Below are 12,845 nucleotides of genomic sequence, written 5' to 3' on the forward strand. Positions count from 1 at the left end.
TCAGACTCCGGCGTACGAGTGCTTGCCGGTGACGAAGATGTTCACGCCGTAGTAGTTGAAGATGTAGCAGCCGAAGGCGGCCAGGGCGATGTAGGCGGCCTTGCGGCCCTTCCAGCCGGCGGTGGCGCGGGCGTGCAGGAAGCAGGCGTAGGCGACCCAGGTGATGAAGGACCAGACCTCCTTGGGGTCCCAGCCCCAGTAGCGGCCCCAGGCGGCCTCGGCCCAGATGGCGCCGGCGATGATCGTGAAGGTCCACAGTGGGAAGACCGTGGCGTTGATGCGGTAGCCCAGCTTGTCGAGGGTGGCGGCGGCGGGCAGGCGCGACATGGGGTTGTCGGTGCGCAGCGCGAGCTTGGCCTTGAAGCGGGCGTACTTGCGGTCCTGCGGCAGCTCGTCCAGGTAGCGGCGCAGGCCGGCGCCGGTGCGGCCCTCGACGAGGCGGGCCTCGTAGCCGTCGCGGAAGAGGAAGAGCAGGGTGGAGCAGGCACCGACCCAGAACGCGGCACCGCACAGGATCGCGGTGGAGACGTGGATCCACAGCCAGTACGAGTGGAGGGCCGGGACCAGCTGGTCGCTCTCGGTGTAGAGCACGGAGACGGCGAGGCCGAGGTCGAGGAGGATCGTGGTGGTCAGCGGCAGGCCGAGCCAGCGCACGTTCTTCTTGAAGGCCAGCAGGCCGAGGTAGACGCCGACGACCGTCATGCCGAAGGTCGTGGAGAACTCGTACATGTTGCCCCAGGGGGCCCGCTGCACGGACAGCGCCCGGGTGAGCACCGAGCCCGCGTGGAGCAGGAAGGACAGCACGGTCAGCGAGACGGCGATGCGGCCGTAGACGTCGCCCTTCTCGCTGGTGCCGGCGGCGCCGGGGCCGTCGGGCACGTCGCGGCGGCCCGCGGCGGAGCGGGTGACGACCTTGGGGCGCTCCAGGACGGCGGTGCTGCCGCCGCCCTGGGCGGCCTGGGCGCTCGCCCCGCCGGCCGTGCCGCGGGCGGTGCCCGCCTCGGTGGTGATCGCGGCGGCGGTGCGGCCGACGGCGCTGCGGCTGCCGAACACCCACTCCGCGATGTGGGCGAGGAAGGCCAGGGTGTAGACGGCCATGGCCGAATAGATCAGCACGTTGCTGATGTGCGCCAGGTTCTCGTTGGCTGCGGCAGCGATGGCGATCACGCGCGCGCTCCTTCGGATGCTGCGGAGGGATCCGCGGACTCGGCGGACTCCGCGGGGTCGGGGGCGTCCGTGGCGGTCACGGGCGGGGCGTCGGACTGCAGGGCGACGGCGAGGTCGGCGAGCTCCTCGGGAAGGCGGGCGGACTCGCTGCGGCCGAGGCCGGCCAGCTCGACGACGGTGTGCCCGCCGGCGTCCCGGACGGCCCGCACCCAGACGCGGCGGCGCTGGATGAACAGGGAGCCGGCCACGCCGAGGAGGGCCGCGACGGCGCCGGCGAGGGCGGTGGCGTTGCCGGGCTGCTGGGAGATCTGGAAGGTGGCCCAGGGCTTGATGCCCTCGAACTTCAGGGTGCCGCCGTCGGGCAGCGCCATGGTGTCGCCGACCTTGAGGGCCTGTGCGAAGGGGTTGCCGTCCTTGTCCTGGAACTGCTTCATCTTGGACACGTCGAGCTGGTAGACGTTCTGCGGCGTGCCGCTGTCGGTGCCGAGGCTGCCGTGGTAGGCGGTGAGGACGAGCCGCGGATTGTCCAGGCCGGGGAACTGGGACAGCATCGTGCCGGTCTTCAGGTCCAGGGTCGGTACGAAGTTTCCCTTGAAGCCGATCTGGTCCTTCTTGCCGTCCTTGTCGCGGTAGTCGCCGACCTTGAGGACGGTCGACTCGGTGATGTTGTTGTCGATCGGCAGGGACGGGATGCCGCCGCGGAAGGCGACGTCGCCCTGCCCGTCGCGGACGGTGACGACCGGCGCGTAGCCGTGGCCGATCAGGTAGACCTTCGAGCCGGAGGTCTCCAGCGGCTCGTTGACCTTGACCGTGGCCTTGCGGCCGGGCCCGTCGGCGCCCTCGTGGTACGTGACGTGGGCCTCGTAGGTGCGGGGGGTGCCGCGCTGCGGGCCGGTGCGCTCGTAGGTGGCCTCGAAGTCGTCGAGGTAGAAGCTGAAGGGCTTGAGGTCGCCGGCCTTGAAGAGCGAGCCGGACTTGAAGTCGTCGTACTGGACGAGCGTGTTGGCGAAGCCGTCGCCCTCGACGATCAGCTTCTGGCCCTCGGACTTCCACAGCTGCCCGGAGGCGAAGGCCAGGAGCAGCACGATCAGCGCGATGTGGAAGACGAGGTTGCCGGCCTCGCGCAGGTAGCCCTTCTCGGAGGCGACGGAGTCGCCGCCCGCCTCGGTGCGGAAGCGCCGCTTCTTCAGCAGCACCCGGGCCGCGGCGAGGACCTGCTCGGGCTCGGCATCGGTGCGCCACGTGGTGTGGGCGGGCAGCCGGCGGAGGTTGCGTGGGGCGGCCGGGGGGCGGCCGCGGAGCTGGCCCACGAACTGCCAGGTGCGCGGGATGATGCAGCCGACGAGGGACGTGAACAGCAGGATGTAGATCGCGGAGAACCACACCGAGCTGTAGACGTGGAAGAGGCCGAGCTTGTCGTAGAGCGGCCCGAGCGTCTCGTGGGACTTGCGCCACCCCTCGGCCTTGACCGCGTCCACGCTGGTCTGCGGAACGAGGGAGCCGGGGATGGTGGCGAGGGAGAGCAGGAAGAGCAGGATCAGGGCGACCCGCATCGAGGTCAGCTGCCGCCAGAACCAGCGGGCCCAGCCGAGGGTCTCGCGGGCGGCCCAGGCCACCGCGCCGAGCGCCCCGGGCTTGCGGACGCCGCCGAAGGAGCCGGGCACGGCCTGGCCCGCGGCGGAGTCGTCGCGGGGGGCCGTCGACATCGCGGAGCCGGCGGTCGCGGCCGATGCGGCATCGGCGTCGGACTCGGCCTCCGCCCCGGGTGCGGTCACGGTCCCGGCCTCGGTCTCGTTGGCGGTCTCGGCGGTGGCTCCCGGGGAGCCGTTGGTGTTGCCCATCTGATCAGACCTCGGGGACGAAGGAGTTGGACCACGTCTGCAGTTCGCGGATGAGGCTGTCCCACACCCCCGTGACGAGGAGCACGCCGACCGCGACCAGCATCAGCCCGCCGGCCCGCATGACCCATGCATAGTGCCGCTTGACCCAGCCGAACGCGCCGAGCGCGCGCCGGAAGGCCACCGCGGTCAGGATGAACGGCAGGCCGAGGCCCAGGCAGTAGGCGACGGTCAGCAGCGCCCCGCGGCCGGCGCTGGCCTGGGTCGAGGAGAGGGAGAGCACGGACGCGAGCGTCGGGCCGATGCACGGCGCCCAGCCGAGCCCGAAGAGCGCGCCCAGCAGCGGCGCCCCCAGCAGGCCCATCGTGGGCCGGGTGTGGAAGCGGAACTCGCGCTGCCCGAATCTGTTCAGCAGCCCCATGAAGGCGAGGCCCATCGCGATGGTGAGGACCCCCATCACCTTGGTGATCGTCTCCTGGTGGACCAGCAGCGCCCGGCCGACCCAGCCGAAGAGCGTGCCCATGGAGACGAAGACGAAGGTGAAGCCGAGCACGAAGAGGGTGGACCCGGCGAGCATCCGGCCCTTGCGGGACTCGGCCAGGTCCGCCCCGCTGACCCCGGTCACGTAGGAGAGGTAGCCCGGCACGAGCGGCAGCACGCAGGGCGAGAAGAACGAGACCAGCCCGCCGAACAGGGCGACGGGCAGGGCCAGCAGCAGCGCCCCGGAGAGCACCGTCTGGTTCATCTCGCCGACGGCGACCGTGACGGCGGCGGAGGTGGCGGGGGTCACCGGGTCACTTCTCCGCGACCAGGGGGTCGAGCGTCTTGCGCAGCTCTTCCTCGGTCAGCGCCTTGATCGCCCGCGCGGCGATCTTCCCGTCGCGGTCGATGAAGACGGTGGAGGGAATGGACTGCGGGTTGAGGCTGCCGGCGGGGAAGCGCAGCAGGAGCTTGCCGGCGGAGTCGTAGAGGCTCGGGTACGGGACCTCGAACTCCTTCTCGAACTTGATCGCCGGGGCGGGGTCGGAGTCGCGGGTGTTGAGCCCGACGAACTGGACGCCCTTGTCCTTGTAGTCGTTGGCGACGTTGACGAGGTTCTTGGCCTCGGCGCGGCACGGCGAGCACCACGAGCCCCAGACGTTAAGGACGACGATCTTGCCCTTGTAGTCCTTGGCGATGTCGAGTTCCTTGCCCTCCAGCGTCTTGCCGGAGAGGTCGGGCGCGTCCTGCCGCCCGCTCTTGTCGCTGACGACGCTCACACCGCCCGTGCCCTGCACGAACTGCGTCTGGCCGCCGCTCTTGGGGTTGTCGCCCGAGCCGCAGGCGGTCAGGGACAGGGCCGCGGCGGCGGCGAGGATGGCCGGCATGGTGATACGCCGGCGTGGTCCGGGGCGTCGAAAGGCGCGGCAGGCACTCATGTGAAAAGTTTCGCATGGTCCGTTTAGGGATCTTCCGCGCCCCCCTGCGGGACCGGCCGCCGGTCAGCGGGCGGCCCCGGGCCGGCTCAGCCGCCCACCCCGGCGTGCCACTTCTCGCCGACCTCCAGCCGCCGCAGGCCGCGCAGCACGGCCGGATCCTGGACGTCCAGCCAGTCCGTGAACTGCCGGAAGGAGACCAGCCGCACATCCTTGTACCGATCGTCGGCGATGCGTTTCAGAGCTTCCTCCACCGCATCCATATAAATCCCCCCGTTCCACTCCTCGAAGTGGTTGCCGATGAAGAACGGCGCCCTATTCGTCTCGTACGCCCGCTCGAATCCCGCGATATAGGCGTCCGTGGCCTGCTGCCGCCACTCCGGATAGTGGACCGACGGGCCGCGCGTGGTGTTCTTCGACTGATTGGCGAGGATGTTGTAGTCCATCGACAGGACTTCGAACGAATGCCCGGGAAAGGGAATCTGCTGCAGCGGGAGATCCCACAGACCGTGCTTCTTCGACGGCCACACCTGCGTACCGCCCGGAGAGCTCGCGTCGTAGCGCCAGCCCAGCTTCGCGGCCGTCGGCAGGAGATTGTCCTGCCCCAGCAGACACGGCGTCCGGGCGCCCACGAGCTCCTTGCGGTAGTCGAACGGCAGCGGCTCCAGATCGGTGAACCCGGTGTTCGTCCGCCACTCCGTGACGAAGGAGACCGCCTGCTCGATCTCCGACTCCCAGTCCTCCCCCTCCCACTTCCCGACCGACCCCTCACCCGAACAGAAGTGGCCGTTGAAGTGCGTGCCGATCTCGTGCCCCTCCAGCCACGCCTCCCGCACGTTCTCCAGCGTCGCCCGGACGTGCTCGTCGGTGAGGTAGCCGATGTCGGAGGCGCCGACCGGGTTGTTCGGCGGCTTGTACCGGTGCCGCTTCGACTCCGGCAGCAGGTACAGCCCCGACAGGAAGAACGTCATCCGCGCGTTGTGATCCTGCGCCAGCTTCCGGAAGCGCGGGAAGAGCCCGTTGCCGACCTCGCCCGCCCCGTCCCACGAGAAGATCACGAACTGCGGCGGCTTCTGCCCCGGCTCCAGCCGCTCGGGCTCCGGGGGCTGATTGGGCTGCGGCCCGGCATCGGCGGTCGAACCGTCCCCGATCGGCCTCGCCTTGGCCCGCTCCACGGCCTTCGCCGCCGGACCGCTCGGCCGTTCGGAGACCGCCGTGGACGCGCAGCCCGCGACGCCGCCCAGCGCCGCGGCCGCTCCCACGCCCCATCCGAGGAGACCTCGCCGGCTGATGTCGCGCATGTCGACTCCGTCCGTACTCGCCGTACCCCCACGCCGTATGTCGTCCATATAAAACGACATTGCGTGAGAGGGCGCGCCGAGTACGGCGGTTGCGCAGTTTCCCCCGCCTTTACGGAGTTCCCCCGCATTTACGCAGCCGGGGCCGTCTTACGGAGCAACCCCGCGCCCCGGACGGCCCACGGCCGGGGAGCCGGACGGCCCCCGGAAAAGGCCGCTGACCGGCGGCCGGACGGACTTCAGGCGCCGAACGCCTTGGCCCCGCCCTTCACCGGCTTGGCCCCCGCCAGGAGATGCGCCGGCACCAGATCACGGGCCGGCTCGCTGTACCCCACCGATACGATTTTGTCCCCCCTATAGGTGAACGTCGTCAGGCTCGCCAGGGTGCACTCGCGCTTCCGCGGGTCGTGCCACAGCCGCCGCCGCTCCACGAAGCTCCGCACGATCCAGATCGGCAGCTGGTGGCTCACGCACACCGCCTCGTGACCGCGCGCCGCGTCCTTCGCCGCGTCCAGCGCCCCCATCATCCGCACGACCTGCTCGACGTACGGCTCCCCCCACGACGGGCGGAAAGGATTCGTCAGGTACTTCCAGTTGGCCGGCTTCTTCAGCGCGCCGTCACCGACCCCGAACGTCTTGCCCTCGAAGACGTTCGCCGCCTCGATCAGCCGCTCGTCCGTCGCCAGGTCCAGCCCGTGCGTCTTCGCGATCGGCGTGGCCGTCTCCTGCGCCCGCTCCAGCGGCGAGGCCACCACATGGGTGATGTCCCGCCCCGCCAGGTGCTCCGCCACCCGGTCCGCCATCCGCCGGCCCAGGTCCGACAGGTGATAGCCGGCCCGGCGGCCGTAGAGCACGCCGTCCGGGTTGTGCACCTCGCCGTGGCGCATCAGGTGCACCACGGTGATCTCGTCCCGCTTCTTCCCCGCGTCCTTCTCCGCGTTCTTCTCCGGGCTCACTTGGCCCCCTCCTCGGTCGCCGCGGCCGCCGCCCGCGCCGCCGCCGGCAGCGCCGCCGCGATCCGCTCGATCGCCGCCGCGTCGTGCGCGGTCGACACGAACCACGACTCGAACGCCGACGGCGGCAGGTACACGCCCTGCGACAGCATCGAATGGAAGAAGGCGTTGAAGCGGAACGACTCCTGCGCCCGGGCGTCGTCGTAGTTCCGCACCTCACGCCCGGTGAAGAACACCGAGAACATGTTGCTCGCCGTCTGCAGGCGGTGCGCCACGCCCTGCTCGCTCAGCGCCGCGCTCACCAGGCCGGCGATCTCCGCGGACACCGCGTCGACCTTCTCGTACGCCGCGTCGTCCAGCAGCCGCAGCTGCGCGAGACCCGCCGCCGTCGCCACCGGGTTCCCCGACAGCGTGCCCGCCTGGTACACCGGGCCCGCCGGCGCCAGGTGCGCCATCACATCGGCCCGGCCGCCGAACGCCGCCGCCGGGAAGCCGCCGCCCATCACCTTGCCGAACGTCATCAGGTCCGGCTTCACACCGTCGACGCCGTACCAGCCCGCCTTCGACGTGCGGAAACCCGTCATCACCTCGTCCGAGATGAACAGCGCGCCGTTCTTGGCGCACGCGTCCTTCAGACCCTGGTTGAAGCCCGGCAGCGGCGGCACCACGCCCATGTTGCCCGGCGACGCCTCCGTGATCACACAGGCGATCTCGCCCGGGTTCGCGTGGAACGCCTCGTGCACCGCCTCCAGATCGTTGTACGGCAGCACGATGGTGTCCCCGGCCTGCGCACCCGTCACACCCGGCGTGTCCGGCAGCCCGAACGTCGCCACCCCCGAACCCGCCGCGGCCAGCAGCGCGTCCACGTGACCGTGGTAGCAGCCCGCGAACTTGATCACCTTGGCCCGGCCGGTGAACCCGCGCGCCAGCCGGATCGCCGACATCGTCGCCTCGGTCCCCGACGACACCAGGCGCACCTGCTCCACCGGCTCGATCCGCGCCACGATCTCCTCGGCCAGCGCGACCTCGCCCTCGCCCGGCGTACCGAAGGACGTCCCCCGGGCCACCGCCTCCTGGACGGCCGCGATCACCTCGGGATGCGCGTGCCCGAGGATCATCGGCCCCCACGAACACACGAGGTCGACGTACTCCCGGCCGTCGGCATCGGTGAGGTACGGACCGGTACCGGACACCATGAACCGGGGCGTACCACCCACGGCCCGGAAGGCCCGGACCGGGGAGTTCACACCACCGGGCGTCACGACGGCGGCACGGTCGAATAGCGTCTGCGAGACTGGCGCATGCATGGGGTATGGGTAGCTCACGCTAGCCATGGTCTCAGAGCCTCGCCACGAGTCCGCTCCGGGCGTTTCGCACGCTGTGCACGGGGGAGGTCTCTGAGACGATGATCGGGTTGCGCGGCGGGGGCAGTGCTGCGTAGGAAAAAGCGGTCAGGTGGAGATATGCAGCGCGGTGGCGGACTGGGTGAGGGCACCGGTGACCTGGGCCCCGAGCGCGCCCGGCAGTCCCGCAGGGGGCGCCACAGGGGCCGGCGCGACCGGCGCGAGGAACACCTCACGGACGGCACGGACAACGCCGGCAGCACGAGCAACACGAACAGCACAGGAAACAGGAGTGGCCGCGTGGGGGTGACCTACAAGTACTTCGGGGCACCCAGCAGCGCGGCCGCGGCCAACGTCCCCATCTCCATGCGCCCCGAAGAGCTCGGCGGAGACGAGCTCGGCATGGGCGGCATGTTCACCCGGATCAAACCCGAGACCGTGGCCGCCATGGTGCTCACGGGCATCGAAGGCATACCCCTGCACAAGGTCCCCCCGCTCGAGCTGGTCGTCCTCCACCCCGACTACGCCGTCGTCAAACTGCCCATGACCGTCGTCGACCCCCTGCGCGGCATCGGCGAGGAATCCGTGGGCGCCGCCGCCTTCATCTGGTCCACCGTCCCCGACCGCGGCGGCCCCCGCGACGCCTTCGGCGTCTACCAGCTCCTGCGCGAATGGCAGGACTTCTCCCACCGCCTCCACGAAAACGGCCACCAGCCGTACTGCCTCGTCTGGCCCTGACCGGCCCGGCACGGCCCCGGCACCGGCACCCGGCACCCGTGAGCGATCCGCCCACCGGCCCCGGATCAGTGCCGTTCGAGCTCAGAGGTGTCCAGAGAGCCCTGCACCACCTGCCGCGCCAGGTCCGCCAGCCGCATCTGACGCGGACGCGCATAGCTCCGCAAGCTCTCGAACGCCTCGTCGAGGCTGACCTGCCACCGCTCCGCCAGCACTCCCTTGGCCTGCTCGATCACCACCCGGCTGTGCAGCGCGGCCTGCAGCTGAGCCTTGTCGATGTTGCCCTGCTCGATGGTGCGCTGCTGAAGGATCGCGATCGTGGCCACGTCCGCCAGCGCCTGCGCCAGCCGGGCATCGAGCTCGGACACCTTGCCCGAACGGGAATGGAACAGGTTCAGAGCACCGATGATCTGATGACGCAACCGCATGGGCACGGCATGCGTCGTACGGAAACCGGCCATCCGGGCACGCGCCGCGAAAGGCCCGAACTCCGCCGTGGCCTCCGCCGACTCCAGGTCGATGTCCAGCTGCGCCCGCCCGCTCCGGTAGCACTCCACGCAAGGGCCCTGCGCATGCTGCAGGGCGAACAGCTCCAGCAACCGCGTGTGCTCGTCCGAAGCGGCGATGACCTGCAGCTCACCGTAAGGGTCGATGAGCATCACGCCGGCGGCATCGATGTCGAGGAGCTCCACGCAGCGGACGGTGAGCCGGTGCAGGAAATCGATCAGATCGAAGTCATCGATCAGCGAATCCACGGCCTCGACCAGGATCTCCAGCGTGCGTTGCTGGCTAGCCATGGCCATCATCCCTTCTCGCGGACGACGGGCCGGACCCGCCATCACCAATGTGATCGAAACGCAAACGGCGGGCAACGACGTCCTCCGCCGCCTGCAGCAGCGGAACCCCGAACCGGTAAGCATGAGCACGCAACAGCACCAGCGCCTGAGCCACGGTCACCGCGGCCTGGACGCTGATCATCCCGCTCGCCTGATGGACCGCCGCCCGGTGCAACTGAGCACCGCCCTCACCCACGGCGAACCGCTCCGTCCCCTGCCCGCCGTCCAGCACCACGGCGGTCACCGCCGCCGACAGGATCAGGGCGTCGTCCATGGCGACGGCCGACAGCGGACCGGCCGACGCCCGCTGCGCGGTCAGCACGCCCAGGCACACCCCACCGATCCGCAGGGGGAAACAGAAAAGAGCGCCCACGCCCAGCCCCGACAACGCCGGCAGCAGCGCGGGCCACCGGCCCGGGCGGACCAGCGCGACATCCGGCTCGACGATCACCGCGCAGGAGCCGACCGCATCCACACCCGGGCCTTCACCGAGCGTGAACTGCTCGTCCTCAAGCCGCTCGCTCACTCCCGGCGAGGACCACACGAGCTCGCTCAGCACCCCGTCCGTGACGAGGGAAACCGCCACCCCGTCCACACCCAGGATCCGAGCACACTCCGAAGGATCCCCCGTGATCAAGCCAGGACCCGACCGCGACGAAAGATCCCGCAGCATCCGGGCCATGGCCGAGCTGGTCGTCACAGCTGACACCCGCTCCCCGGGGCCGATCCGCGGCGCCACTCCTGGGCGAGCGGCCCGTCGACTTCACCCTACGCCCTGGAACCCTTCCGGCGACCATTGTCGAGGGCATCAAGATCAGCCAGGTCGGCCAGGGTGGCGACGGGCCGGAAGTCGTCCAGCAGCTCGGCCATGTGCATGACCTTCAGCGCCCACGGCCGGACGCACAGCACCGCGAAACGACCCCCGGAGGCAAGCACTCCGGACCGGGCCCGGAAGAGCGCCCCCAGCACGGAGCAATCGAAGAACCCCACCTCGCGCAGATCGATGACGACGACGGGTTTGCCCAGCGCCACCAGCTGCAGAAGCAGCTCCTCCAGCGACGGCACGGCCGCAACGTCGATCTCCCCGGCGAGCTCCAGCACGCCCCACCGGCCCACCACCCGGATCCGGGCTTCCCACTCCGCGCACGCCACGGCTGATTCCCCCTGCTCGGACGGTCAGGTCAGTGCGAAAGCCACCGCTTCGCCGCACCACCGCCGCCGAGGTCCAGGGCAGCCATGCAGAACTTACGCCGCCCAGGACACCGCCACGGACAACAGAGCCTTCAAACCCCCGAAGAGCAGGGAATCCGCCGGAACCGGCCCGGAACGCCGTAGCCAGTGCTTCAATCAAACGGCTTATAGCCGCCACCGGTCCGCCTGGCCGAGACCCTGCGCCTCCCCGGAAGATGCGCCTCCGCCACCTTCCCGGGAATCCGCCCGCGCCCTATGGTGCTGGCGTGGCCCTGGCCCCCGGCCGCAGTCTCCCTCGGACGCGCCGGATGCCTCCCGCCCCGCCGGTCGCTCCGAGTTGGCAGACGGACCGGCCGGTGCTCTCGCCAGGGGAGGGCGGGTCACCGGCCGGCTCAGCCCGCACCACCGGGCACACCCGGGCACCACCGGGCACCCCCGCACCCGCCACCCCAAGCCCGCCACCGCCCCGTAACGTGCGTCCCATGCTGATCGCCCGCTCCATCGCCCTCTTCGTCCTCGCCGCCCTCCTCGAAATCGGCGGCGCCTGGCTGATCTGGCAGGGCGCACGCGAGCACCGGGCACCCGGCTGGCTCTGGATCGGCACCGGCATCGTCGCCCTCGGCGCCTACGGCTTCGTCGCCACCCTCCAGCCCGACGCCCACTTCGGCCGCATCCTCGCCGCCTACGGCGGCATCTTCGTCGCCGGCTCCCTCGCCTGGGGCATGGCCGCCGACGGCTACCGGCCCGACCGCTACGACGTCCTCGGCGCCCTCGTCTGCCTCATCGGCGTGGCGATCATCATGTACGTGCCACGCGAACGCTGAATATCCTGCACCGGGACCACCCACCAGCACCCGACGCAGCAAGCGCACCGCGCCGCGCCCAGGAGGCACCACCACCATGAGCACCCGCACCGCCGTCATCACCGGCGCGAGCAGCGGCATCGGCGCCGCCACCGCCCGCCGGCTCGCCGCCGAGGGCTACCGCGTCGTCCTCACCGCCCGCCGCGCCGACCGCATCGAAGCCCTCGCCAAAGAGCTCCCCGGCGCCCGCGCCCACGCCCTCGACGTCACCGACCGCGCCGCCGTCGACGCCTTCGCCGCCACCCTCGACCGCGTCGACGTCCTCATCAACAACGCCGGCGGCGCCCACGGCGCCGACCCCGTCGCCACCGCCGACCCCGCCGACTGGCGCACCATGTACGAGGTCAACGTCCTCGGCGTGCTCCACATGACCCAGGCCCTGCTCCCCGCCCTCACCGCCAGCGGCGACGGCACGGTCCTGATCCTCTCCTCCACCGCGGCCCTCGGCACCTACGAAGGCGGCAGCGGCTACGCCGCCGCCAAGCACGGCGCCCACGCCGTCGCCGAGACCCTCCGCCTGGAGCTGTGCGGACAGCCCGTCCGCGTCATCGAGATCGCCCCCGGCATGGTCCGCACCGACGAATTCGCCCTCACCCGCTTCCGCGGCGACCGCGCCAAGGCCGACGCCGTCTACGCGGGCGTCGCCGAACCCCTCACCGCCGAGGACGTCGCCGACACCATCGGCTGGGCGGTCACCCGCCCCCCGCACGTGAACGTCGACCTCCTCGTCGTCCGCCCCCGCGCCCAGGCCAGCAACTACAAGGTTCACCGAGAGAGCTGAGGAACATCCCCATGCGCGTCATCGCCTTCGACCATCTCGTCCTCAACGTCGCCGACGTCGAGCGGTCGCTCGCCTTCTACACCGGCCCCCTCGGCCTCGACCCCGTCCGCGTGGACGAGTGGCGCGCGGGCCGGGCGCCCTTCCCGTCGGTCCGCGTCTCCCCCACCACGATCATCGACCTGGTGGAGCGCGACCGCGGCGACACGGCCGCCTCCAACGTCGACCACATCTGCCTCGTCGTCGAACCCCTCGACTGGCAGACCGTCGTCGACTCCGGCACCTTCACCGTCACCGACGGCCCCGACGAACGCTACGGCGCCCGAGGCGACGGCCAGTCCCTCTACGTCCTCGACCCGGACGGCAACACGGTGGAACTGCGCTGGTACCCGCAGGACGTACAGGGCTAGCCGGCGCTCCACATCCAC

At 70.8% G+C, this 12,845-nt stretch carries 14 protein-coding genes; 4 read left to right on the forward strand and 10 right to left on the reverse strand.

Annotation, left to right across the window (positions count from 1 at the left end; all coding sequences use genetic code 11):
- The 7 genes from ccsB to hemL all read right to left on the reverse strand — a co-directional run bounded on the left by ccsB (position 1) and on the right by hemL (position 8,005).
- Positions 1–1,164, reverse strand: coding sequence for a c-type cytochrome biogenesis protein CcsB (gene ccsB / locus ACFZCD_RS31675; protein ID WP_391836536.1), 1,164 nt, complete (start codon positions 1,162–1,164; stop codon positions 1–3).
- Entirely contained in the window at positions 1,164–3,008 is a 1,845-nt protein-coding gene (locus tag ACFZCD_RS31680) for a cytochrome c biogenesis protein ResB (RefSeq protein WP_391836502.1), read from the reverse strand. The genes ccsB and ACFZCD_RS31680 overlap by 1 nt, the downstream gene beginning before the upstream one ends.
- Positions 3,009–3,012: 4 nt before the next feature.
- Positions 3,013–3,750 (reverse strand): cytochrome c biogenesis CcdA family protein, encoded by a 738-nt coding sequence (locus ACFZCD_RS31685; protein WP_391836537.1) that lies wholly within the window; start codon positions 3,748–3,750, stop codon positions 3,013–3,015.
- Positions 3,751–3,799: 49 nt separating this feature from the next.
- The gene (locus ACFZCD_RS31690) at positions 3,800–4,423 is read right to left on the reverse strand and encodes a TlpA family protein disulfide reductase (RefSeq protein WP_391836503.1); all 624 of its coding nucleotides are present in this window, start codon (positions 4,421–4,423) and stop codon (positions 3,800–3,802) included.
- An 86-nt stretch (positions 4,424–4,509) separates the two neighbouring features.
- Positions 4,510–5,721 (reverse strand): hypothetical protein, encoded by a 1,212-nt coding sequence (locus tag ACFZCD_RS31695; RefSeq protein WP_391836504.1) that lies wholly within the window; start codon positions 5,719–5,721, stop codon positions 4,510–4,512.
- A gap of 236 nt (positions 5,722–5,957) precedes the next feature.
- Positions 5,958–6,605, reverse strand: coding sequence for a histidine phosphatase family protein (locus ACFZCD_RS31700; protein WP_391836538.1), 648 nt, complete (start codon positions 6,603–6,605; stop codon positions 5,958–5,960).
- A gap of 65 nt (positions 6,606–6,670) precedes the next feature.
- Complete coding sequence (gene hemL, locus ACFZCD_RS31705) at positions 6,671–8,005, reverse strand: glutamate-1-semialdehyde 2,1-aminomutase (RefSeq protein WP_391836505.1); 1,335 nt, start codon at positions 8,003–8,005, stop codon at positions 6,671–6,673.
- 129 nt (positions 8,006–8,134) lie between these two features.
- On the opposite strand from hemL, the gene ACFZCD_RS31710 reads away from it, so the two are divergent.
- Positions 8,135–8,752 carry a hypothetical protein gene (locus ACFZCD_RS31710; protein WP_391836506.1) on the forward strand — a complete coding sequence of 206 codons (618 nt, stop codon included), beginning with the start codon at positions 8,135–8,137 and terminating at the stop codon, positions 8,750–8,752.
- A 65-nt stretch (positions 8,753–8,817) separates the two neighbouring features.
- Here ACFZCD_RS31710 and ACFZCD_RS31715 read toward each other — a convergent pair whose 3' ends face one another.
- From ACFZCD_RS31715 to ACFZCD_RS31725, 3 genes are all read right to left on the reverse strand, one after another.
- Positions 8,818–9,546: an ANTAR domain-containing protein gene (locus tag ACFZCD_RS31715; protein ID WP_391836507.1), complete on the reverse strand. Its 729-nt coding sequence runs from the start codon at positions 9,544–9,546 to the stop codon at positions 8,818–8,820.
- The gene (locus tag ACFZCD_RS31720; RefSeq protein WP_391836539.1) at positions 9,539–10,267 is read right to left on the reverse strand and encodes a GAF domain-containing protein; all 729 of its coding nucleotides are present in this window, start codon (positions 10,265–10,267) and stop codon (positions 9,539–9,541) included. Before ACFZCD_RS31720 ends, ACFZCD_RS31715 begins: the two co-directional genes overlap by 8 nt.
- 86 nt (positions 10,268–10,353) lie before the next feature.
- Complete coding sequence (locus tag ACFZCD_RS31725) at positions 10,354–10,737, reverse strand: STAS domain-containing protein (RefSeq protein ID WP_391836508.1); 384 nt, start codon at positions 10,735–10,737, stop codon at positions 10,354–10,356.
- Between the two features lie 521 nt (positions 10,738–11,258).
- On the opposite strand from ACFZCD_RS31725, the gene ACFZCD_RS31730 reads away from it, so the two are divergent.
- The 3 genes from ACFZCD_RS31730 to ACFZCD_RS31740 all read left to right on the forward strand — a co-directional run bounded on the left by ACFZCD_RS31730 (position 11,259) and on the right by ACFZCD_RS31740 (position 12,827).
- Positions 11,259–11,600: a YnfA family protein gene (locus tag ACFZCD_RS31730; RefSeq protein WP_391836509.1), complete on the forward strand. Its 342-nt coding sequence runs from the start codon at positions 11,259–11,261 to the stop codon at positions 11,598–11,600.
- A 76-nt stretch (positions 11,601–11,676) separates the two neighbouring features.
- Positions 11,677–12,420 (forward strand): SDR family NAD(P)-dependent oxidoreductase, encoded by a 744-nt coding sequence (locus ACFZCD_RS31735; RefSeq protein WP_391836510.1) that lies wholly within the window; start codon positions 11,677–11,679, stop codon positions 12,418–12,420.
- An 11-nt stretch (positions 12,421–12,431) separates the two neighbouring features.
- A complete protein-coding gene (locus ACFZCD_RS31740; protein ID WP_391836511.1) occupies positions 12,432–12,827 on the forward strand; it encodes a VOC family protein in 396 nt (131 codons plus the stop codon).
- The last annotated feature ends 18 nt before the right edge of the window (positions 12,828–12,845 follow it).

Origin of the sequence: Streptomyces sp. NPDC008001 (assembly GCF_042958085.1) — a bacterium.
Lineage (GTDB): Bacteria > Actinomycetota > Actinomycetes > Streptomycetales > Streptomycetaceae > Streptomyces.